The following is a 23809-nucleotide window of genomic DNA, read 5'->3' as shown; positions in this document are numbered from 1 at the left end:
AACGCACCATAACTGGTCTTTTATCACTAAAAACTTATATATTTACTCTTACTAATAATAATTACGGATATAGCGGATGAAGTTGCAACAATTGAAATATGTTCGCGAAGTGGCTCGTCGTGGCCTCAGTATCTCTGCAGCGGCTCAGGCACTGCATGCTTCTCAGCCAGGTGTAAGTAACCAGATTCAGTTACTGGAAGATGAGCTGGGGCTGCTAATCTTCGAACGACATGGGAAACGTTTATCGGCTATCACACCGCTGGGAGAATCCGTTATTGCCATGGCTGAGCGGGTGTTACAGGAAGTAGACAATTTACGTGAACAGGCGGCTGACAGTCGTCATGAGAAAAAAGGCACACTTTCAATCGGCACCACACACACTCAGGCACGTTATGCTCTGCCAAAAGCTATCAAGGCCTTTTCAGAACAATATCCCGACGTGCACTTAAATATGGTGCAAGGTACTCCACCTGAAGTTGCTGAAATGGCGGCCACCGGTAAAGTGGACCTGGCGATAGCAACCGAGGGATTATCAAAATTTGATAATCTGGCGATTTTGCCCTGCTACGAATGGAATCGTACCGTGATTACGCCACCGGGGCATCCGCTTTTGAATGAAAAAAAACTCACTCTTGAGGCTATTTCACAATATCCAATACTGACCTACGTAATGGGCTTTACCGGTCGCGCGCAACAGGATCAGTCTTTTATTGAACGTGGTCTTAAACCTAACGTTATTTTTACCGCCACTGATGCTGATGTAATTAAAACCTATGTTGAATTGGGCCTTGGTATTGGCATTATAGCCAGCATGGCATTTGATCCAGTAAAAGATGCTCCTTTACAGGCATTGGATGCCAGTGGTTTATTTAAACCAAGTACGACCCACATGGGAATTCGTAAAGGCAGTTATCTTCGCGGTTACAGTTATGCTTTTATTGAGTTTTTTGCTCCCCATCTGCAACGCTCAACTATTCAGAACGCGATCGCTTTGTGAATTTTTCCCTTTAGCATTTCGGAAGGTGATGGTAGTTTAATTGGGCTAAATGTTGGCATTACAAATGAAATATAAGAAGGAAATATGATGAAAGCTGTATTGAAAGTTCTGGTAACAGGCTTATTCCTGTTACCTGCGCTGGTATTTGCTCATGGCGCTTCACGTCTGCAAGTTGAAGAAACGGTGTTGATTAATGCTGATGCTGAAACGGTGTGGAACATGGTTAAAGATTTCGACAGCCTGCATAAATGGCACCCAGCCATTATTTCTACTAAAGCAGAAGGTGGGAATGAACCTGGCGCGACACGCGTTTTAACCCTTAAAAATGATTCAACCATCACTGAAACGTTGAAAAAGTTTGACGAAGAATCCATGAGCTTTATGTATCAGATTGATGAAATGAGTTCGGTTGGACAGGTTGATATTGAAGGCGAAATGCATGATATCCCTGCAGTGCCTGTCAGTAAGTATAAAGCCTGGTTAACTGTAGAAGCTGAAGGCGACCAAACCAAGGTCACCTGGTTGGCCAAATTTTTCCGTGGCTATACCGGCAAACATCATGAGCCTAAAGAATTAAATGACGAAACGGCTACCAATGCTATTGAAGGTATTTTCCGTTCAGGCCTAGACACTTTAAAAGCCAAAATTGAAAATTAAGTCAGTAGTAACTTGAACTTTAAGGCGTCTTCGGACGCCTTTTTTTGTATCATCTGAACAATCAAAGATGGGAAAACATCACTTTTTTCTGTATATTTCACCTACTTGCTAATACAAGCCTCGGGGTGGTCGAAAGGCCTGAGATTCACCAGTTGGTGAAGACCCGATGAACCTGATCCAGATAATACTGGCGTAGGGACAGGCGGCAAACCCTTCTTGCTAGATCAATGCAAATGGCGTGATCCCCTGTTCTTTTTAAGAATTTAAAAAGGATAGTCATGAAACTCACCCTGCTTTCCATCGCAGTCACCAGCGCATTATTTTCTCCCGGCGCAGTTGCACAAACCGAGACCGATAGCACTGATTTACCGTCCATGCTGGTCAGTGCAGATTTTCGTCCTGCAGAAGCCCAGGATATTCCCGTCAGTCTGACAACATTCGATGAGGAAATCATTGAATCACGTGGTGCCCAGCACATTGAAGATGTTCTCAATCTTGCACCCAATGTAAATCTTTCCAGCGGCGCTTCCCGTGGTCAGTTTTTTCAGATCCGTGGTATTGGTGAACGCAGTGAGTTTCTTGCTCCCCTAAACCCATCGGTAGGACTTTATATTGATGGTATCGATTTTAGTCGCAGTGGCGGCGCAGCCACACTATTTGATATTGAGAAAGTAGAAGTATTACGTGGACCTCAGGGTACGTTGTATGGAGCCAATGCATTAGCCGGTGTTATCAATATGCAAAGCAAACAGGCCACCAATGATCTGGATATGAATTTTCAGTCAACCGTAGGCAATTACGATACCCGAAGTGTCGGTGTAGCAGTAGGCGGTCCATTAATTAAAGACACTTTACTGGGGCGAATAGCTGTGCATACCCATCGTTCAGATGGCTACATGGATAATGATTTTCTAGGTCGTGACAATACGCAAAATCAGGATGAAATGACTGCCCGCGGACATTTGAAATGGCTGGTCAATAATGACCTGACCATTGATCTGAATTTGCTGCATTTAAATATCGACAATGGTTACGACGCATTCACGCTTGATAACAGCCGTAACAGTCTTTCAGATGAGCCTGGCAATGACAAACAGCATACCAATGCATTTGCACTCAAATCCGACTGGCGAGCAAGCAGTAAAGTGCAATTACAATCTACTTTGACCTATTCCAAATCTGATTTGGAATATAGCTATGATGATGACTGGTCGTATAAAGGTCAGTTTGATCCCAGTTTATTTCCTTACAGTGGTTTTGATCAGTACAAACGCGAACGGGAAAACTACTCTATAGAATTCAGAGCCCTTTCCAATGAAGAGGGTCGTATTTTTGCTGATACAACTGATTGGTCAGTAGGTATTTATCTGGCCGATCAACGCCAAGATCTCAAGCGCAAATACTTCGATAACGATACACCTGATGTCTACCCTCTAAATAACACTTATGAAACATCTAACAGTGCCATTTTTGGGCAATTAGATACCGCTTTAACGGAAAAACTGACCCTGATAACTGGCTTACGTGCTGAACATTGGGACGCTGATTATGACGATTCGCAAGGATTGGATCTGGATGACAGCGATGTGTTATTCGGGGGGAAAGTCGGTTTGAATTATCAGTTCCGTCCACAACACCTTTTATACACATCATTATCCCGTGGCTACAAAGCTGGGGGGGTTAACACGGAAGCAGATCTGGCGCCAGGCTTACGCAAATTCAATAATGAATATTTATGGAACCTTGAAGCCGGTATGAAATCACTATGGCTGAATGGAAGCTTGGTGACCGATATCACGGCATTTTATGGTTTGCGAAAAGATGCCCAGGTAAAAACCTCTGTAGGTGTGCCACGCGACAGTGGTGGTACCCGTTTTATTGATTATCAGGATAATGCAGCGAAAGGCCGCAATATGGGGATTGAAGCAAGTGTTGATTGGTTGATCAATGAACGCTTAAGAACCTTTGCGGCAGTAGGTCTGTTGCATGCGACATTTGACGAATATGACAACCCTGAACTGGATGAGTCTGGATTAAATATTCAGGGCAGGAGGCAAGCTCATGCTCCTGCCTACACATTTAGTATTGGCAGTGAAGTCTATCTGACCCCACAATGGAATCTTCGCGCCAATGTTGAGGGCAAGGATGAGTTCTATTACTCCAACAGCCATAATGCGAAATCCAGTTCTTACGCCATTACCAATGCAAGTTTGCAGTACCAGCAGCAAAACTGGACATTTACCCTGTGGGGTCGCAATCTGTTTGATAAAGACTATTACACTCGCGGCTTTTTCTTTGGTATCGATCCATCAGCTGGCTATGAAGATCGAGTTTATACCCAATATGCTGATCCCCGTACTTTCGGTATGACTGTATCTTACGACTACTAATTTAACTGAGGTGCTTTAGTGCCCCTCCTTTCTTAAGGAAACTATCATGCGAATTTCTGTAGATATCAGCCTTTATCCGCTGACAGAGCAATTTGTTAAACCAATTCTGGCGTTTATTGCCAAGTTGGAAAACAATCCAAAATTGATCGTGCACCGTAATACATTGAGCACGCAGATTTTTGGCGAGTATCGTGATGTGATGGATGCGATGGACAGTGAAATTGAAGCGGTGTTTGCCCAGATGCCGCATAGCGTTTTTGTATTAAAACTGATCGGTAACGATCGTCATCAAGTCAAAGACTAATGTCTGAATCAGGCTGGTGGAATATTACGCTAGCTGGGCTGGCGTCAATGAGTGGCTGGGAAGTATTTGCCGCTCTGCTGGGAATTGGCTATATCCTGTTTGCTGCCCGAGAATCACAATGGTGCTGGCCATTAGCGTTTATCAGTACCATTATTTACACCATCCTGTTTTGGGAAAACCAGTTGCCAATGCAGGCCCTGCTAAACCTGTATTACATTGGTATGGCGATCTATGGCTTTATTCTCTGGCATCGTCATGAAAATCAGACCGCAGAACTGAATATTCACAGCTGGCCATGGCAATATCATCTGATCTTTATTGCCACTGGTGGATTTCTCAGTTTAGTGTTTGGCTATTACCTATCGGCTCATGCTACTCAATATCCCTATCTGGATGCATTTGTGATGGTGTTTTCGGTGATGAATACGTTATTGATGGCACGTAAAGTATTGGAAAACTGGTTATATTGGCAAGTTATCAACAGCTCAGCCATTGTGCTTTATGCATTAACCGGCTTTTACGCCACTATCGTGATGTTCAGTATTTATCTGTTTCTCGCTATGGCGGGGTATTTCAAATGGCGTAAGTTATTAGCAGCCCAACACCAGACTCGAACGGCTTAACTAAACCGTTCGGGATGGTTGAGCCAGGAATTCAAATCTGTCTCACCTAAAACATTCATCAAAAATAGTAATAATCGATAAGGCAACCGAACATTCGTCAGATCTGGGATGACCTGATAATTCTGATATTCAGCAGCAAACTGTTCTGCCTGTGATTGATCCAGCAAATATTCGAGCAAAACAAATTCTAACGTTCTTGGACCATAGACAATCGCATCCAGATCAACCAGTGCAGAAAGCTTATCTTGCTGCATCAAAAACTGATCCCACCGTAAATCGGGCATGATGGGCACAAATGTGTTTTCACATAGTAGTTCGGCCTGCTTCAAGGCCTGTTGTAAAACAGTTTGTTCAATTGAATCAGATTGTTGCTGCAAGGTTATTTTCAGACGCCGCGGCCAATCTTCTGCTGTATATTCTGGCTGTTGCAGACTCCCCCATCGTGGATGCTGCTGCTGATGCATCAAACCGATATGGTTAGCCAATGATTTAATCGTCAACGCTGTTACGGAAGATGGATCCACATCTTCACCAGGTAACCAACGAGCCAGCACGAATTCCGCTGCCATCGAATTAATCAGTGACGGGATGACCAAAGGACTAATAGTGGAAATACGTTGATAAACTTCTGCAATATTCCCCAATGATGTCGGAAAATTGATGGCAAACAGGCTATTCATTTTTTGCCAGAAAGCCGACTGCTCGATATTGGCATGATCACACAGCTTCAAAACCATCGGTCCATCGACGGTTTCACAAAACCAGAGTTGATGACTACTATCGCTAAACTGGGCAGGTATTCTACTTGGCGGCTTTTGCAGGTCCGGCAAGGCTTTTTGCTGCTGTTGTGAAAGCGATGGGTAGTTTACCAAGGCAACACTTCACCATTCATATGCCAGAAAGTACCGCTATTATCAATATTCAACTCTGCCATCCGATCCAGCAAGCCTTTTGCTGATTCATCCGCATCAATCAGACCACCATGTCCGGTCATATCAGTTCTGACCCAGCCCGGATGCAATATAGCCACCGCAATACCTTTGGGTTTCAAATCAATAGATAACGATTTGCCTGCAGCATTAACAGCAGCTTTGGACATGCGATACGCATAACTACCACCGGAGTCATTATCGGCGATAGATCCCATACGGCTGGTAATTATGCCTACCTTGCTACCCTGGGACATATGCTCAACTAACGCCTGAGTGGTTAACAAAGGACCAAGACTGTTGACTTCAAACATGCTTTTAAAACTATCAATGGCATTGGAGTCGATATCATTAAGCCCGAGACCTGCCGCGATACCGGCATTGTTAATCAACCAGTCGATCTTACGATCGCCAAGTTTTTCGGAAAGCGCTTTAAGACTTATAGGGTCGCTGACTTCTACATCTTCAATAATCTCTACATCCAGTTCAGCTAAAGCTGGAGAGCGATGGCGACAGGTCGCAATCACATCAAAGCCACGTTCTTTTAATTGCCGGCATAACTCAAACCCGATACCTCGGTTGCTACCGGTGACAAGTGCGGTTTGTGACATATCCTGCTCCTTAATTATGCTTATGAAGGTTTTTCATTGTAGTCGTTGAGGGTGACAACACAACGCCTGCTTCGGTGACAATAGCGTTTATCAGCTCTGCCGGTGTGACATCAAAGGCCGGATTCGACACCTTCACCCCATCCGGCGCAATTTGCTGGTTGGCAATATGAGTCACTTCCCTTGATGGCCGTTGCTCGATTTCGATTTGTTTTCCGGTTTCAATTTGCCAATCAATAGTTGATAACGGTGCGACTACCATAAATTTTACCTGGTGGTATTTTGCTAATACGGCTAATGAGTATGTACCGATTTTATTCGCCACATCCCCATTGGCAGCAATTCGATCTGCACCAACAATAACCCAATGGATATTACCAGAAGCCATTAATGAAGCCGCAGTGTCATCTGCCTGCAAAGTCGCGGGAATTTTGCCCTGCATTAATTCCCAGGCAGTTAAGCGCGCACCTTGCAACCAAGGACGAGTTTCATCCACATAGACGTGTTTTATTTTGCCATCTGAATACCCCTGACTTATTACACCTAATGCAGTCCCCACTCCGCCAGTCGCCAATGCACCAGCATTACAATGGGTTAATACCATACTGTCGGGAGCAATCAAATCCGCTCCCAGTTTCCCCATGGTTTGGTTGGCCGCAATATCCTGCTGATGAATGCGGAGAGCGGCTTCCAATAAGGCAGTTTCTGGAGAATAGGTTTCGGGCAAGTTGAGATAAATCGCTGTCATTTGTTCGATTGCCCATGACAGATTTACCGCTGTAGGACGCGATGCTGCGAGTTTGGCCAGAGGCTCATACATTGCCTGCTTCCAGTATACACCCCCCTTATTCCAAGCATCCCGGGCAGCTAAAACCACGGCATAAGCTGCTGTTATGCCAATTGCCGGTGCGCCTCTCACCACCATTTCACGTATAGCATCACTCACCTCACTTGCATGTTCGTATTTTAGCCAGAGTTGCTGTGTTGGAAGTAAACGCTGATCCAGCAAATGCAGCTGTTGGTCTTGCCATTTGATGGGTTGAATCATTTCACTGGTGCTTTGCACTGTGTTCTCCTGCCGATGGCGGTTATAATCGAACGCTATGAAAAACGTCGATCTGATCATTAATGCCCGCTGGTGTCTGCCGATGACGGCAGAACAACTCATTCTCGAAAATCATTCTATTGTTATCAATGAGGGCAATATTGTAGCGCTATTACCGCAAAATCAGGCGGAACAGCTTTATCAAGCTACTCAGACACAAGATATGGCTGAACATTGCGTGATGCCGGGATTAATTAACAATCATGGCCATACCGCTATGACATTATTCCGCGGTTTAGCTGATGATCTACCTCTGATGACCTGGCTAAATAATCATATCTGGCCCGCTGAGCAACAATTTGTTGGTGATGCTTTTGTAGAATCCGGTTCTGCTCTGGCTATCGCCGAAATGATTCGTGGTGGTACCACCTGTTTCAGTGATATGTACTTCTTTCCCGAAGCAACTGCCCGGGTGGTTGATAGCAGCGGTATCCGTGCCAGCCTCGGAATGGTTGTTCTTGAGTTTCCCACAAACTGGGCAAAAGATGTAAATGAGTACTTACATAAAGGCCAGGCCCTACATGATAAGTATCGGCACCATCCGCGTATAACCACCAACTATGCACCACATGCCCCTTACACGGTTTCAGACCAAACCCTGCAAGCCATTATCATTAATGCCGAAGAACTGGATTTGCCAATCCAGATGCATATTCATGAGACCGCTGCTGAGGTATCAGACAGTGTGGCCCAGTATGGTAAACGTCCATTGGCAAGGTTAAAAGATTTAGGCCTGCTTTCCCCACGTTTGATTGCGGTACATATGACGCAGTTGACGGAAGAAGAAATGGACTGGTGCGCCGAAGCGGGTGTTCACATTGTGCATTGTCCAGAATCTAATATGAAACTTGCCAGTGGATTTTCTCCAATCGCCGAGCTCATCAAGCGTGGTGTCAATGTCAGCATCGGTACTGATGGCGCGGCATCTAATAACGATCTGGATATGTTTGCCGAAATGCGTCAGGCCGCGATGTTAGCAAAAGGTGTGGCAGGTGATCCCAGTGTGGTGCCTGCATATCAGGCATTACAGATGGCCACCATTAATGCTGCTAAATCCCTTGGCATTGATTCCGTCACCGGTTCACTTGAAATAGGTAAAGCCGCTGATATTATCGCTATCGATCTCAGCGACATAGAAACACAACCTTTTTATGATCTACCGTCACAATTGGTTTATGCCACTGGGCGCGATAAAGTTTCTGATGTCTGGGTAGCTGGAAAACAATTATTAAAACAACGCCAGCTCACCACATTAAATGCACAACATGTCTCTGCCCAGGCCCAACAATGGGCAAAAAAAATAAGGTCTGTCTCATGACAAAACATAACGTCGATCCAGCAGAAGTCGCTAAATTCGATGCACTGGCATCGAGCTGGTGGGATCCGGAAGGACAATCCAAACCGCTGCATGAAATTAATCCGCTGCGGCTCGCGTTTATTAATGAAAGAGCTCAGTTGAAGAATACCAAGGCAGTAGATGTAGGTTGTGGCGGTGGTATTCTCACTGAAGCCTTGGTCAAAAGCGGTGCTGAAACTTTTGGCATTGATATGGGCGAAATGCCACTCAATGTCGCTAAACTGCATGCGCTGGAAGCTGGCCTGAAAATCAAATACGAACTGACGACCGCTGAAGCCATGGCGGAAAAACATCCGGATGAATTTGATGTCGTAACCTGTATGGAAATGCTGGAACATGTGCCCGATCCACAGGCGATTATTAATGCCTGTGCGACAATGGCAAAACCGGGTGGTGATGTGTTTTTCTCCACCTTGAATCGCAATCCAAAAGCCTATCTATTAGCGATTGTCGGTGCTGAATATATTGCCAAAATGCTGCCCAAAGGCACCCACGATTACGCACGTTTTATTCGACCGGCGGAACTGGCACGTTGTTGTCGCGAGGCTGGTTTGCATGTATATGACATCACCGGTATCAGCTACAATCCGCTGACACGTCGTTATAAACTCAGCAGAGATGTTGATGTTAATTATCTTGTACATTGTCGACGGATCTGATGTTTATTTCTCCCTTTAATGTCGTGCTGTTTGATTTGGATGGCACATTGGTCGATACGGCACCTGATCTGGGCTATGCATTAAATACCTTATTAGAACAAGAAGGTCATCAGCCGCTGGATCATGCACGAATTCGTCCTGTGGCCAGCCATGGTAGTGCCGGTCTATTAAAACTGGGATTTGGCATTGAAAAAGAAGATCCTGTTTATCCGGCCCTACAACAGCGATTTTTAAGTCTTTATGCAGAAAATATCGCCCGCGAATCCGCTTTATTTATCGGCATGCAACAAGTACTTGATGGTCTTGCAGCCAATGAGATTCGTTGGGGAGTGGTTACCAACAAACCGTCCTTCCTGACAATGCCACTCATGGAAGCATTGCAATTAACCGATTCTGCCGCGTGCATTGTTAGCGCCGATACCACACCCTATAGCAAGCCGCATCCAGCGCCAATGTTACATGCCTGTGAGCTGCTGGATGCCAAGCCTGTGGATTGTATTTATATTGGTGATGCAGAACGTGATATTCAGGCAGCACATAATGCCCAAATGCGTTCCGTCGTCGCTTTATATGGTTATATTTCCGAAACTGATGAGCCGGAGTCCTGGCAGGCAGACTGTCTGATTAATCATCCACATGAGATTTTACAATGGATTTAAGTCCCGAGTTTTTTTTGCAACACCAGGACTTATTGATCGTTTTGTTGGTTGGTATTTTGCTGGGCATTGTTATCGGTCTGTTTATTCGCAGTGGCAAAATTCGCACACTGGAAAAAAACAATGCTGAGCTGGATCTGACATTACAGCTGGAGCAAAAAAACAAACGGCAAATGGACGAGCTTCTATCTCAAACCCGTGAGCAATTAGCCAATACTTTTAATCAACTTTCCAATGAAGCGTTAACACGAAATAACACCAGCTTTTTGCGACTGGCTGAAGAAAATCTGAAACGTTTCCAAAGTGAAGCTAAAGCGGATTTGGGGTCGAAAGAAAAAGCCATTGAGCAAATGCTTAAACCAATCAATGAAGCATTGCAGCAGACCAGCAAGCAAATTCAGGAAATTGAAAAGGATCGCAAAGAGGCTTACGGCAGCCTGAATACAACCATTACCCAAATGAACCTGAGTCAACAACAGTTGCAGCAGGAAACTCAAAATCTGGTGCAGGCACTACGCCGCCCAGAAGTCCGCGGCCAATGGGGAGAAATGACCCTAAAACGTCTGGCAGAGCTTAGTGGAATGGTGGCACATTGTGATTTTTACGAGCAGACACATACTACCACTGAAACAGGTAGTATCCGGCCCGATATGATTGTTCGCCTACCGGAAAAACGCGAAATCATTGTCGATGCTAAAACACCGCTGGATGCTTATTTATCGGCTATCCAGGCCAAAGATGATATGACCCGTAAACTGGAATTAAAGCGTCACGCTCAAATCATTCGCGGCAGGATTAAAGAACTGTCCCGCAAAAATTACTGGGCGGAATATTCTCAGTCTCCCGAATTTGTCGTGTTATTTATTCCTGGCGAACAATTCCTCTCGGCAGCATTGGAAGTGGATCCTGCCCTATTGGAAGACAGTATGAGTCAGAATATTATTCTGGCCACCCCCACCAACTTCATTGCCTTATTACGAGCCGTTTCCTATGGCTGGAAACAACAGGCATTGGCAGAAAATGCTGAAATCATTCGCGAACTTGGCGAAACACTTTATAAACGATTGGCTACTTTTGGTAATCATTTAAGCAAGCTGGGTAACAGTCTTGGCCAAAGCGTCAATCATTTCAATAGTGCTGTCGGCTCACTTGAGCGTCAGGTATTGCCGGGCGCGCGCAAGTTCATCGAGATGGGTATCAGTACCAAGAGTCAGATCACTGACTTACCTCCTCTCGAGCAGCAGCCACGCCAGGTGCAAGACAAAAACGATGCCGACTGATCGACAAGTTCAAGCCGCCTACCACTATTGCCAACAATTCGCGCGCGGTCACTACGAAAATTTCCCTGTTGCCTCACTTCTATTGCCAAAAAAACTGCGATTGCCGGTAGCGGCAATCTATACCTTTGCAAGACAAGCCGATGATATTGCTGACGAAGGGGATGCGACGGCAACGACAAGACTGCAACAGCTGGATGAATTCCATCGAGAACTTCAAGCAATAGCAAACCAAAATCTGACCACTGTTGCCCCGCTTTGGATAGCGCTGGCTGATAGCATTCAGCAGCATGACTTGCCTGTTTTACTATTTGCAGATCTGCTGAAAGCTTTTCGACAGGATGTCAGCGTGAAACGATATGCGAATTTGGCAGAGGTGCTTGAATATTGTCGTTATTCAGCTAATCCGGTAGGCCGTTTGGTATTACATCTCAATAACAGTCTTACCGACTCACAGTTGCATCAATCAGATTGCATCTGCACAGCGTTACAGTTGATCAATTTTTTCCAGGATATCGAGCAGGATTATCTGGAGAAAAATCGTATCTATTTACCGCAAGATCGTCTTGAAGCCGCAGGCATTGATGATTCACAACTGCTTGCCGGAGATACAAGAAAATTGTCTGTAGTTCTGCGCCCTCTTTATCAATATACGATGCAATTGATGCAAGAAGGGTATCAGCTTGGTATGACATTAACCGGCCGCCTCGGCTGGGAGATTCGTGCCATGACATTGGGTGGCATAGAAGTTCTATCATTGTTAATTCAGCAGCCAGACAATGAACTGCTTAGCCGACCAAGATTAACCAAACGGCAACATCTCTGCGTCCTAATAAACGCCTTATCAAAGCGTCGTTATCTTGCTCGCACGAACTGCTTGCTGCAGCAAAAGCATCTTCCTTTTTAACAACAAAAGCTTGCACCAGACTTTGAAAATCTTCTAATTAACTGCTCTGTTAGTTCTTATGCCTCGCACAAATTCATTAATTGTCATTACCGAGGGAATAAGGAATTAATATGCCTGCAAAAAAAGCATCTTCTTTCGCTAGCTTTATACTGTTCCTGCCGCTGAATACAAACCAGAGCTGAAACCTCTCTCGGCATTACAAAGCAAGTAGAAGCGCTTCAGCAGCAATTCAAAGCAGCTTAGAGCTGTCAAAAGGCCGAACAAAGTGCAGAACAAGCAGAAGTTTCAGTGGTCAATGAAAATTGGTGGTGCTATGCGTGCTAATTACGTTATCAGTGATTATCCCAGAAATGACTCTGGTGCTGCCTCGCGTGCTGGTGAAGATGGAGGATATATTAAGGTGGCAGACACCCATTATTCAGCGAACGATGAATACCGAAATATGCTCATGCTCTGCCAGATGGCTGGCATTGGCATGGAACAGATGATTCATGAAACCCGGAACATGTGATGCCATGACTACCAGGTCAGCACCGACTTCATTACCGACTTTTTCCAGCGCCCGATCCAGTTCTGCCACTGGATCATTGCAAGTCACGGCTTTTGACTCCATCGGATAACCACATTGTTCAGTGTGTGACTGGGTGAACTGATCCAGTTTCTGTGCGAACTCCTCCGGATTGTGAGCAACGCTGCTCGGGGCGGAGCTTACTACCCCAACTAGTATGACTTTAGAGTGGTATAGCTTACCAATATCAGCAGCGGTTCTGATTGCTTTTTCCATGGTGGCGGCATGTTCCAGATCTACCGGAACCATAATAGTTGAATACATGACTTTATCTCCTGCTCTGTCATTGAGAATCAAAGTAAAATTAAATTCCATTGTAATCCCCCCAATAAATAATTGAGTTCAAAAGTAGAATTTTCTCGTAAACTAAAGCGCAGGAGATTCTGCATGAAGACATCAAAATTTACAGATAGCCAGATCATGGCGATCCTCAAACAAAACGAAGCAGGGATAAGTGTTCAAGATCTTTGTCGAGAGCACAGCATCAGTAGTGCCACCTTTTACAAATGGCGAGCGAAGTATGGCGGCATGGACACCGCAATGATAAAGCGCCTCAAAGAGCTTGAAGATGAAAATCGCCGTTTGAAGAAAATGTATGCTGAGGAATGCTTGAAATCGCAGATCCGCCAGGAGGCACTTGAGGGAAAGTGGTAAAGCCATCTCTGCGTAAAGAGATGGCGCAGCAGGTCGTCGCCAAACTCGGCCTTAGTATTCGCCTTGCCTGTGAGATCTTCGGGATCAGTGAAACCTGTTATCGCCACCAAGCCAAGCTATCCAACGAAAATGCCGTTATTGCTGATTGGCTATTACGTTTAACCACTGCTAATAAACGCTGGGGCTTTGGTTTGTGTTTCGATCATTTACGTAATGTTAAAAAATTTAGCTGGAACCATAAACGTGTTTATCGCTTATACCGTGAGTTAGAACTGAACTTACGCATTAAGCCCCGGCGGCGGATTAAACGGGATAAACCTGATGCACTGAGCGTTCCGACTGGCATGAACCAGGTATGGTCGATGGATTTTATGTCTGACGCACTGGATAACGGTCGTAAGTTTCGTACATTCAACGTCATTGATGACTATAACCGCGAAGGCTTGTGTATTGATGTGGACTTTTCTATGCCGAGCCAGCGAGTTATTCGGTCATTAGAACAGGTCATGGAGTGGCGTGGTAAGCCTGCTGCAATACGATGTGATAATGGTCCGGAAAACATCAGTCAGGTGCTGATTGATTGGGCAAATAACCAGAAGATCACCCTGATGTATATCCAGCCGGGTAAGCCAACACAGAATGCTTACGTCGAACGCTTTAACCGAACCGTACGTCACGAATGGCTTGAATTACATTTATTTGAGTCTGTTGAACAGGCACAGCTGCTCGCCACACAATGGCTTTGGACATACAATAATGAACGGCCAAACTCAGCAATTGGTCGCGTACCGCCAAGGTAGTTGCTGAGTCCAGCTTAACCCTCTACTTTTAATTGCGGTTATTAATGGGGGGATTACACCATCTTTAGCTTTTCTTTGACACTTTGACACCAAACTAAGGTTTAAAAGAGACTTTGTCCAATAAGACATTATCTGTTTAGAAATTGATCATGTTCAAAAAGTCCGATGCTCCAATTTTAAATGGGGCAAATTCTGGCCGCTGACTCTAGCAAGAAATACAACAGGCTGCCTCAGGTCTTGTCCTGCGAAGGCTCTTGTTTCAAACCGTACATCAAGTGATGACGACGACAAGAGGGTAAAGCGACTCTTTTTTGACAGGGATGATGACACGAGGATTGTGATCTTATAAATCTGCAACAGTTTGCACAGTTCAAGGTCGCTACTGTAGAGTTGATGTGAATTCACAGCTGTTTAAAGCAAGCGTGCAATCCATCATTAGCCACAATAGATAAGAATTCGATAGATGACCTTACTTACCTGCCGTCCCCCTGTTCGGGAAGAATTAAATTCAATCTCATCACTAAAAAAATGGGCTCATATCCCCTTTTTGAGTTTTCTTCTTTTCACTTCTGGAGCCGCTTTTGCTGCTAGCGAGGCAGAACTCAAAGAGCGTATTCAACAGCTAGAAGCCGAATTAAACTCGGTCAATGCTGAACTTGAAAGCATTCAAACCGAAAATAAAAATTTGGCGGAAACTAATGCCAAGCTCACCGATGCTGATGCGCCCATTAAGATAGGCAATTGGACAGTGGGCGGTGCTATTCGTGCCTTGTACACAGTAGGTGATTACACCGCCAATGATAGCGGTGCTCCTGGTCGAGCCTGGGAAGATGAAGGTAATGTTGGCCTAGATACGCTGCGTGCAAATTTAGATTATAACAACGGACCTTACTCGGCTAAAATCGAGTATCGTTGGTATGATGGCTATAATTTCTTGCATACTGGTTGGGTGGGTTACAGCCCGGACGACCATAGTCAGATTCAACTGGGCGTTAATCGTGTGCCCTTCGGTCCCGGTGCATATGGTATCTCACAGGCTTGGTTATTTGACCAACACTACTACCTTGGCCTGTCGGATGATATGGACCTAGGGATTAAATACAGTACGCAACACGGTAAGTGGGCGTGGGATGTGGCCTATTACTCCAGTGACGAAGGCCATTATGCCGGTGCCAGTCGTGATAGCGCCCGCTATTCATATGATGTCGTCGATGAATCCGGTAATGGTTATGAAGAACGCAATCAAATCAATGTTCGGGGGATCTATTCGTTTAACAGCAGTGATGACAGCTCAACCGACCTAGGTTTCTCGCTTCAAGCAGGTGAACTCAAGAGCCGCGGGGTACAATCCGACGGTAACCACTACGCCGCCTCGGTACATATGGTCAATCAATGGGGCAACCTTAAGTTGGCTACACAACTGACACGCTACGAATTCGATGTCGACGTTGACCAGGCACTGGGTACAGATGATCTGGTGCAATTTGGTGCCTATGACTTCCCAAGTACAGCGGCTGCCAAAGGGTGGATACCTGCTGTTTCTTTAAGCTATTACCAACCTACCAATAACATTTCTTGGCTGGACTACGTTCTGCCTTATCTGGAATACAGTTCTATCGTGAAAGATCAGAGCGGATTCAACGACAGTGAAATGATCGTTGCCGGTGTGGCTCTGGCTCGCGGTGGTTGGTATATCTACAACGAAGTTGGCTTTTCCAACGGCAACGAGTTTGTCGGTGGTGATGCAGCCTTCGGCGATCGCCTCGGTGCCAACACCGACGACGAGTGGCAGACCCGCTTCCTGATCAATTTTGGCTATTACTTCTAAACCCCAATTTCTTAATGAGGATCGCCAACAGGCGGTGCTGAATTCTTGTAGTGTGCTTACACTTATACAAAAACTCTTAAATAAAAGGATAGCAACGTGAGTAGTCAATCCGATAACTCCGCTGAACCTGAATCAGCAGGTGTACGCGCACCCAATGGCGCTACCAATTTGATCGATACCGATTATCAGATTGGACAAGATAACTACCGAGCCAAACATTTCGGAATCACTGTTGATCTTCATGGTGTCGTTTTTATCTTCTCGGCAATTGTTGTGTTGGCTTTTGTCTTCCTGTCGCTAGCCTTACCCGAACAATCCACTACGATCTTTGAGGCTAGTAAAAACTGGATCAATACGCACATGACATGGTTTTTCCTGTTGTCTGCCAACATATTCGTTGTCTTATGCCTGGGCTTGATTATTTCACCATTGGGTCGTATTCGCATCGGCGGGGTTGAAGCCAAGCCAGACTTTTCTCGGCTTTCTTGGTTTTCTATGCTGTTTGCAGCTGGCATGGGTATTGGACTAGTTTTCTACGGTGTATCGGAGCCGCTGTCTCACTATAACAGCGCTTTTGGTGGAACCAGCGTGGGCACTGATGGTCTGAGAACCGATTGGGCACCACTCGGTGGCGCAGCCGGCGACCCTGAGGCTGCAAGAAAACTGGGCATGGCCGCTACTATTTTTCACTGGGGTCTGCACCCTTGGGCTATTTATGCCATTGTGGCGCTGTCACTGGCGATTTTTTCATTCAATAAAGGCTTACCACTCACGGTCCGTTCTATCTTCTACCCTATATTAGGAGAGAGAATTTGGGGCTGGCCTGGTCACCTTATCGATATTTTGGCGGTATTTGCCACACTCTTCGGTCTGGCAACCTCATTGGGGCTTGGTGCGCAACAAGCGGCCTCAGGGTTAGATCATCTGTTTGGCGTAGGCGATGGAAACGTAGTACTGGTTCTACTAATCGCAGCCATCACCGCAATCGCCATTGTCTCAATTTTGGCTGGTGTCGACAAAGGTGTAAAACGGCTATCAGAAATTAACATGGTACTGGCATTTGTACTGCTCATGTTTGTGGTTTTTGTTGGTCCCACCTTACTTATATTTTCAAACTTTTTTTCTAACTTAAGCAGCTATTTAACTGAACTTCCTGCATTGTCGAATCCCTTTGGTCGCGAAGATGCTAACTTTAGCCAAGGTTGGACGACATTTTACTGGGCATGGTGGATCAGCTGGTCCCCTTTTGTGGGCATGTTTATTGCCAGAGTGAGCCGTGGTCGTACAGTGCGTGATTTTTTAATCTCTGTAATGTTGATTCCATCTCTTGTCTCGGTTTTCTGGATGACCGCATTCGGCACAAATGCGATCACGCAACTGCAATCTGGCTTTGACGGTGTTGTTTCAGCAGATCTGCCGCTAAAACTTTTTGTGATGCTGGAACAGCTTCCTCTCACTGAAATCACGTCGTTTATCGGCATAATCTTGGTCATTGTGTTCTTTATCACATCTTCAGACTCTGGCTCTTTGGTTATCGATACCATTACCGCCGGTGGCAAAATCGACGCACCTAAACCGCAGCGCGTATTCTGGGGCGTTATCGAAGGCGCTATTGCTGTCGCCTTGTTGCTGGGTGGTGGACTCGCTGCACTGCAAGCGGCATCCATCTCTGCAGGCCTTCCTTTCACAATCGTCTTACTGGTAGGTTGTTATGCCATTGTTCGCGGTTTAATGACCGAGCCCAGGTAGCCTGAACAATTCACTCCCACAATTGACCAATGGCCGTTGTGGGAGAGTAATGCCTGGCCACCTGAGCTAAAAACAGCTCAGCCGTGGCCATGGCATCTACCTTGGCATGGTGAGCTGAATATGTTGGCAAACCATACCGCTGACGGCTATCATCGAGTCGAATTGACACAGGCTGTATACCCAACCTTTCTTTCAACTGGTTTTTCCAACCTCTGCGCTCCCAACGCGCTTCGATTGCCATGGTATCAATTAATGGGAATAAACAATGTTCTCCCCATAATTTATGGCAGGCCAAGTCCAGAAAAGGTCGCTCTATGTGTTGGTAATGAACAACCACTATACAACCACTCAATCTTTCCAGTAGCTCATCTAACACCTGTTCTAACGGCGGTGCAGTGGCCACCTGAGAGTGAGTAATACGATGAAAGGCAATAGACTCTTCAGACAGGTTACACTTCGGCTTCACCACCTGATAATAACCATCTGATGGTCGAATACTTCGCAAGGTAAAAGGCACTAGACCAAAGCTGACTATTTCGTTGTATCGTGGGTCTAATCCAGTTGTTTCAAAATCCAGAGCCATAAACGACACTTCTGACAGCGGCACCTCGGGATCCGTCAACGGCATTTGATAAAAGCGTTGTAGTATAGGATTCGCACAGGCTATCGCCTGCTGCGCTTGATAACGCTGCCACTCATCAATCACACTCTGTTGCGATCGTTTTTTAAACATTCACTATGCCGAGTATGGGTAACGATAAGGAAGAAAATTCTGTGCATTATTGACCACCTGGAAAGCCTCTTTCAAATTGTGACGCTCTGCTGTGTCAATATTTTCTGGTTCAATAGCGTTGTCTATCGCCTGATCATTTCGTAGTTCAAACGCTTGATGACGCATGCGCACTAAAGCAATAAACTCCAGCGCATACTGTAGTTTATCGACCTGGCCAGCAGGTAAAATGTTTGCCTGCTCAATATCCCGCAAACGTTCAGCGCTGTTCTGAGCTTTCGAGCCAACCGCTAACGCATGCACACGAATCACATCCGTTATAGGAGCCAAACCTCGACCCTTGATATTAATTACCTTGTGCTGACGACCATCGGTTTCCATTACAAAGGTACGAAAGAAACCCAAAGGTGGTCTTCGATTCGAGGCATTACGTGCCATTGCACCCAAAAAACGTGGATTATAACGCGCTTTGGTTGCAATCATATCTTGCAGGTTTTCCACTAAATATTCTTCACCATACACAGCATCCAGGTCGAAAAAAATACAGCTGTGTAAAAGCCGTTGAGGATCGGGATCGGCAATCCACTCATCGAAATAGCGTCGCCATTGCGCGAGGGGTTGCCGCCATTGCTCATTGGTGGCCATAATCCCGCCTTTACAGTATTCGTAGCCACAGGCATCCAAACCATCGCTGACTTTTTTCGCCAACATTTTAAAGTATTCATCGTGATGCTCCGGATCGAAACTATCATGCAATACAAGCGCATTATCCTGATCCGTTATTACTGATTGCTCGTGGCGAGCCAGAGAACCATGCACCATAAAGCAATAAGGTATAGGCGCTGGTCCTAACTCATCTTCAGCCAGCTCGATCAAACGCCGCATCAGGCTACGGCCGATACTGGACATTGCGTCGCCAATCATCTTTGCGTTAGATCCATCATCTACCAGGCGTATGAAAGCGGCGCGTATTTCTGGAATCAACCGTGACAAATCACGCACAGAGTTCCGGCTAAAAATATTACTGGCCAAATACAGGCTACTATTGGTTTCGTAACGAACGATATCAGACAGATGCAAAACACCAACCGGGCGACGTCGATGCAGCACTGGTAACCGCTGAATATGATTACGCAACATCATCAACATGGCTTCGTTGACCGATTCATCAGACTGAATAGTAATTAAGCGGCCATCACTAAGTTGACCTACTGGCCTATCCGTTTGAACTCCGGCAGCAACAACCTGAGACCTTAAATCTTCATCGGTAACCATGCCTTTCAGCCGCCAGAGTCCACCATCATCACCTCTAAAGACACCATCACTATCTTCCTCATCTGCGGGCTCAATTAAAAGTACTGAAGAAACCACATTTTCTGTCATCAGGCGAGCAGCCTCCTGAATCGACACTGTGATTTCCACCATCAGGGGCAAACGACTGATCAACTTTCGTACCCGCGTCGTCATCATGTCATTTTCACGCAGGCTCTCGTCTATCGTGCTTTTTAAGCGTGAACCAGAGAGCTCAACGAAATCAGCAAAGCTATCATTGTCACATAGGCGATCAAAAATAGTCTTGGGGATTTGATAAAGCAAGGTATCCTCTATGGCCTTTACTGGAAAGCGGACCTTACCTTGTCGCAAAAGACCAAATTGACCAAAAATATCCCCTTCTTCCAAACGGTTATAGAGCTCACCATTATAGTGATAGGTCTCGACAGCGCCGCTGCGAATATATGAGAGTGCATCGATAGACTGCCCCCTGTTGAGGATCATCGAGCCTGCCTTAAAATAGGTAATCTCAATATTGCCCACAACATCATCTAACAAGTCATCCAGCAATTTATCAAATGGGGGATGTAAACTCAGGTGGTCGCGTATTTCTCGAAGTTCTGCTTCCATGAAAATCTCTAATAAACAGTGATAATGGTCGATTAACCACAGCGATATGTAAACTATAAGTATAGGTCAAGTAAATCAGGTCGCCGCTCAGTAGAAAAACCTGAGCCTATACCCGCAGGGTGGGCGATAAACCGTCACTATTTTGTTGAGGCCTTTGGCTATGATAGACGATCATTTAGCTAATTACAGTATGCTTGGCCTCAACAAAAGATTAACAGCAATTTAATAAATTGCCTTTCAGTACACTGGTATCTGGGATAGCCACAATGTTTGTCGTGACATTTTTTGTAACTTCATAGGATTCCGGCTCATTAGTTATTGATATCATCATTTACGGTGATTATCTCCCCGTACGACTACGCATATTCTGGGCTTTATCCAAAGGTCTTGTTCTTGTTATTGCAGTATTACTGATGGTAGGTGGCTAGGTGGCGTTTCAAACCGCCTACATTATGGGCTTCTTTCCCTTTAGCATGCTCATGTAGATGATGTTTTACGTTTTGTATAAGGGATTAAAAATGAGGGGATAAAGCGTCGTATTATGGATATGCGCCTGCCACCACTTTAATTCTTATCAGAAAGTTGAGGACTAACCATCAGTATCAGCTATTGGTAATACGATCAATTTTTATCTGCCAACGTTTTAGTCAATAAGCTGGGCATTTCTCAAAAAAAAATGTCTGAAAACTTCATGTCTTTACTCTTTAACCATATAGAATGAAATACGGTTATTGATGGTAACGCAGTGCAATATCTTCAATACAAGTGAAAATATTGTGACTGCTGCAAAAGCACTTTTATGTTAACGTCTCATTTCTTTCTATACTGATTCTAAAATCCTTTTGAACCCGATATATTTATTTGCCCCTCTGGTTATTTTGTTGCTTTGTGTTTCTTTACTTAGTTTATCAAGTAAAGAAATATGGTGGGTTCGTGTACATGATTTTCCGCGAATGCAATATTTTGTATCCGCGATTCTATTGTTGATTGGCGAAATCCTCTTCATGGATTATGCAAATCTATGTTTCTGGTTACTGCTCTTACCCACATTATTTGTTATTGCTTTTCAGTTATGGTGGATACTGCCTTACACTAAGTTTTATTCACAAGAAGTATGTGAGGCTTCTACTCTGGACTCTGAAAACAGTATAAAAATCATGACTGCAAATGTTCTGATGACTAACAGAAAAGCGGAGAAGCTGATTGAATTAATACAGAATAATAATCCAGATATTTTAGTTACCCTAGAAACAGACCAATGGTGGGAAACCCAACTCAAACCAATTGAAGATGATTATCCTTATCGAATGAGCTGTCCTCAGGAAAACTTGTATGGTATGCATGTCTATTCTAGATACCTGTTATCGGAGTCGACAACTGAGTTTCTGGTGCAAGATGATATTCCATCAATGCACACATTGTTAACCTTGCCATCAGGCCAAAATATTCGTGTACATTTTCTGCATCCGGCTCCACCCAGTCCGACAGAAAATGAAGAGTCTTCTAAGCGTGATGCCGAGCTAATTATGGTTGCCAAAAGCTTAGCAGACGCTGAATTACCAATAATCGTTACCGGTGATCTCAATGACGTCGCCTGGTCCAACACAACCAGGTTATTCCGCAAAATCAGTAAATTATTAGATCCACGCATTGGTAGAGGTATGTTTAATACCTTTCATGCTGATTATTGGTTTATGCGTTGGCCGTTAGATCATTTATTTCATAGTGCGCATTTTACGCTTTATGATATCCGTCGTTTATCCCATTTTGGCTCTGATCATTTTGCTTTGTTTACACAATTAAACTTTGTTCATTCTGATACCATCAAATCACAGCCCGAAGTTAAGGCTGATAACGATGATAAAAGATTTGCAAGAGAAAAACTGACCTCAGAAGAGGTGAGTGAAAGCGATGTACCTACTCCAAGTTAGCGTAGTGCATATTTGTATTTAATAATTTACTTTAAGGAATTCCATTTTGAATTTTCATAAATGGCTATCAGCAGGACTCATTTTAATTTTTGGTATGTTGTCGGGATGTGGGCACTATAAGCATGGACACATGCCACCAGGCCATGACCCAGCCGGTCCGGGAAACAGCGAAAACGCTCCAGGACACAATAAAGATAAAAAATATTAATTTAAATATGGTTGAACCATTATTACTAATGATTAGATCTAATATTGAAGCGATTTCTATTTAACTATTTGAAGTCACGATACATTCTTTTGAATATAAAAGGGCTCGCCTAAAATAACTGCCTTTCATCTTGTCAGGATACAATCAACAGTGACCTAATTTAGGGGGCCCCACTTTCATACATCTGCGTGTCCATGAATGACTTATACCAACCGAGAAGCTTGGTGGTTATGTCGACCTACTCTGATGAAGTGCATCCCTGCATCTCGCTCTTCGAGCACCTATCGGCATCCTTTGTCGCTGCTGGCGATTATGTCACCTGCTTTGTGCTCAGACTCATGTGCAATGATTACAATCTGGCTAGACAAAAAAATACCCGGGCCTCTATGAGGAGAACCGGGTATTTTTTGTATTAAAGCCTGGCAGTTATTCACAGGGATGTGATGTATGCCGATAACGCAGGAGCAGTTATCGGTGACCTACTTTATCAACCACCGCCCTGTGGCTGCCCCCTTCGGGCTCGCTTCGCTCATGCAAAAACGCTTATCTCCCTGGATGGAGTGTATGCAGAAGCAATGCTGGGAGCATTTCCTGTCCTGGCGTTTTTGTTATTTACAGGGAAGTAATATCTGTCGGTTTTGCAGGAGCAAAAACTGACTACTCCGTTCAAGTAGGTCACATTGTCTCAACTACAGATAATAAAAAAGGCCACCTGAAGAAGTAGTTTTGTGCTTTGACCTACTTTGACTGAGCCCAGCCATGGACTCAGCCCTTCGGACGCCTGGCGGCGTCCATTATCGCTTATCTCCATGGATGGAGTGTATGCAAAGCCATGTCTGGAACCTGGCTTGTCCCGGCGATAATGTCACATGGGGAGTCACATGCTCAGGCAGGATAATGCAAACCTTCAAGCCAAAAAAAAGAGCCCATCCGATTGGATGGGCTCTTTTTTTTGTATTAAAGCCTGGCA

The 23809-nt window shown here is 44.9% G+C and carries 20 protein-coding genes and 1 riboswitch; of the genes, 14 read left to right on the top strand and 6 right to left on the bottom strand.

What is annotated here, in order from left to right:
* Positions 1 to 76: 76 nt before the first annotated feature.
* The 5 genes from cysB (at position 77) to pnuC (ending at position 4971) form a co-directional block, all read left to right on the top strand.
* Positions 77 to 997 (top strand): HTH-type transcriptional regulator CysB, encoded by a 921-nt coding sequence (gene cysB, locus B4F66_RS07300; protein ID WP_292357767.1) that lies wholly within the window; start codon positions 77 to 79, stop codon positions 995 to 997.
* 84 nt (positions 998 to 1081) lie between these two features.
* The gene (locus B4F66_RS07295; RefSeq protein WP_292411293.1) at positions 1082 to 1654 is read left to right on the top strand and encodes an SRPBCC family protein; all 573 of its coding nucleotides are present in this window, start codon (positions 1082 to 1084) and stop codon (positions 1652 to 1654) included.
* 111 nt (positions 1655 to 1765) lie between these two features.
* Positions 1766 to 1871, top strand: a riboswitch (TPP riboswitch).
* 61 nt (positions 1872 to 1932) lie between these two features.
* Positions 1933 to 4044 (top strand): TonB-dependent receptor, encoded by a 2112-nt coding sequence (locus tag B4F66_RS07290; RefSeq protein ID WP_292357762.1) that lies wholly within the window; start codon positions 1933 to 1935, stop codon positions 4042 to 4044.
* 46 nt (positions 4045 to 4090) lie between these two features.
* Complete coding sequence (locus B4F66_RS07285) at positions 4091 to 4348, top strand: YkoF family thiamine/hydroxymethylpyrimidine-binding protein (RefSeq protein ID WP_292357760.1); 258 nt, start codon at positions 4091 to 4093, stop codon at positions 4346 to 4348.
* The gene (pnuC, locus tag B4F66_RS07280) at positions 4348 to 4971 is read left to right on the top strand and encodes a nicotinamide riboside transporter PnuC (RefSeq protein ID WP_292357758.1); all 624 of its coding nucleotides are present in this window, start codon (positions 4348 to 4350) and stop codon (positions 4969 to 4971) included. Before B4F66_RS07285 ends, pnuC begins: the two co-directional genes overlap by 1 nt.
* Here the strand turns inward: pnuC and B4F66_RS07275 are convergent.
* From B4F66_RS07275 to mtnA, 3 genes are read right to left on the bottom strand one after another with little or no spacing between them, the layout of a single operon-like run.
* Positions 4968 to 5843, bottom strand: a complete 876-nt coding sequence (locus B4F66_RS07275) for a phosphotransferase (protein WP_292357756.1) — start codon at positions 5841 to 5843, stop codon at positions 4968 to 4970. The genes pnuC and B4F66_RS07275 overlap by 4 nt on opposite strands.
* On the bottom strand, positions 5837 to 6511 hold the full coding sequence (locus B4F66_RS07270) for an SDR family oxidoreductase (protein WP_292357754.1): 675 nt from the start codon (positions 6509 to 6511) through the stop codon (positions 5837 to 5839). The genes B4F66_RS07275 and B4F66_RS07270 overlap by 7 nt, the downstream gene beginning before the upstream one ends.
* Positions 6512 to 6521: 10 nt before the next feature.
* Entirely contained in the window at positions 6522 to 7574 is a 1053-nt protein-coding gene (gene mtnA, locus B4F66_RS07265) for an S-methyl-5-thioribose-1-phosphate isomerase (RefSeq protein ID WP_292357752.1), read from the bottom strand.
* Between the two features lie 37 nt (positions 7575 to 7611).
* Between mtnA and B4F66_RS07260 the strand changes: the two genes are divergently transcribed.
* The 5 genes from B4F66_RS07260 to hpnC are packed head-to-tail and all read left to right on the top strand — an operon-like array spanning position 7612 to position 12469.
* Positions 7612 to 8931, top strand: coding sequence for a TRZ/ATZ family hydrolase (locus B4F66_RS07260; protein ID WP_292357750.1), 1320 nt, complete (start codon positions 7612 to 7614; stop codon positions 8929 to 8931).
* Entirely contained in the window at positions 8928 to 9629 is a 702-nt protein-coding gene (ubiG, locus tag B4F66_RS07255; RefSeq protein WP_292357749.1) for a bifunctional 2-polyprenyl-6-hydroxyphenol methylase/3-demethylubiquinol 3-O-methyltransferase UbiG, read from the top strand. The genes B4F66_RS07260 and ubiG overlap by 4 nt, the downstream gene beginning before the upstream one ends.
* Positions 9629 to 10288 carry an HAD family hydrolase gene (locus B4F66_RS07250; RefSeq protein ID WP_292357747.1) on the top strand — a complete coding sequence of 220 codons (660 nt, stop codon included), beginning with the start codon at positions 9629 to 9631 and terminating at the stop codon, positions 10286 to 10288. The genes ubiG and B4F66_RS07250 overlap by 1 nt, the downstream gene beginning before the upstream one ends.
* Positions 10279 to 11565: a DNA recombination protein RmuC gene (locus tag B4F66_RS07245; RefSeq protein ID WP_292357745.1), complete on the top strand. Its 1287-nt coding sequence runs from the start codon at positions 10279 to 10281 to the stop codon at positions 11563 to 11565. The genes B4F66_RS07250 and B4F66_RS07245 overlap by 10 nt, the downstream gene beginning before the upstream one ends.
* On the top strand, positions 11555 to 12469 hold the full coding sequence (gene hpnC / locus B4F66_RS07240; protein WP_292357743.1) for a squalene synthase HpnC: 915 nt from the start codon (positions 11555 to 11557) through the stop codon (positions 12467 to 12469). Before B4F66_RS07245 ends, hpnC begins: the two co-directional genes overlap by 11 nt.
* A 418-nt stretch (positions 12470 to 12887) precedes the next feature.
* On the opposite strand, the gene B4F66_RS07235 is transcribed toward hpnC, so the two are convergent.
* Complete coding sequence (locus tag B4F66_RS07235; RefSeq protein WP_292357741.1) at positions 12888 to 13352, bottom strand: universal stress protein; 465 nt, start codon at positions 13350 to 13352, stop codon at positions 12888 to 12890.
* 72 nt (positions 13353 to 13424) lie between these two features.
* Between B4F66_RS07235 and B4F66_RS07230 the strand changes: the two genes are divergently transcribed.
* From B4F66_RS07230 to B4F66_RS07220, 3 genes are all read left to right on the top strand, one after another.
* A protein-coding gene (locus B4F66_RS07230; protein WP_292357739.1) for an IS3 family transposase occupies positions 13425 to 14491 on the top strand; the annotation gives its coding sequence in 2 pieces (ribosomal slippage) (positions 13425 to 13680 and positions 13680 to 14491; 1068 coding nt in all).
* A 463-nt stretch (positions 14492 to 14954) separates the two neighbouring features.
* Positions 14955 to 16319 (top strand): coiled-coil domain-containing protein, encoded by a 1365-nt coding sequence (locus B4F66_RS07225; protein WP_292357737.1) that lies wholly within the window; start codon positions 14955 to 14957, stop codon positions 16317 to 16319.
* Positions 16320 to 16415: 96 nt separating this feature from the next.
* Complete coding sequence (locus B4F66_RS07220; RefSeq protein WP_292357735.1) at positions 16416 to 18068, top strand: BCCT family transporter; 1653 nt, start codon at positions 16416 to 16418, stop codon at positions 18066 to 18068.
* Between the two features lie 10 nt (positions 18069 to 18078).
* On the opposite strand, the gene B4F66_RS07215 is transcribed toward B4F66_RS07220, so the two are convergent.
* A complete protein-coding gene (locus tag B4F66_RS07215) occupies positions 18079 to 18801 on the bottom strand; it encodes a 3'-5' exonuclease (RefSeq protein WP_292357733.1) in 723 nt (240 codons plus the stop codon).
* 3 nt (positions 18802 to 18804) lie between these two features.
* Entirely contained in the window at positions 18805 to 20700 is a 1896-nt protein-coding gene (locus tag B4F66_RS07210) for a DUF294 nucleotidyltransferase-like domain-containing protein (protein WP_292357731.1), read from the bottom strand.
* Positions 20701 to 21653: 953 nt separating this feature from the next.
* Between B4F66_RS07210 and B4F66_RS07205 the strand changes: the two genes are divergently transcribed.
* Entirely contained in the window at positions 21654 to 22631 is a 978-nt protein-coding gene (locus B4F66_RS07205) for an endonuclease/exonuclease/phosphatase family protein (protein WP_292411294.1), read from the top strand.
* The last annotated feature ends 1178 nt before the right edge of the window (positions 22632 to 23809 follow it).

It is taken from the genome of Methylophaga sp. UBA3603, from assembly GCF_002375335.1.
Taxonomy (GTDB): domain Bacteria; phylum Pseudomonadota; class Gammaproteobacteria; order Nitrosococcales; family Methylophagaceae; genus Methylophaga.
The sequence above is the reverse complement of the archived record's forward strand: the minus strand, read 5'-3'. Positions and strand labels throughout refer to the sequence as shown.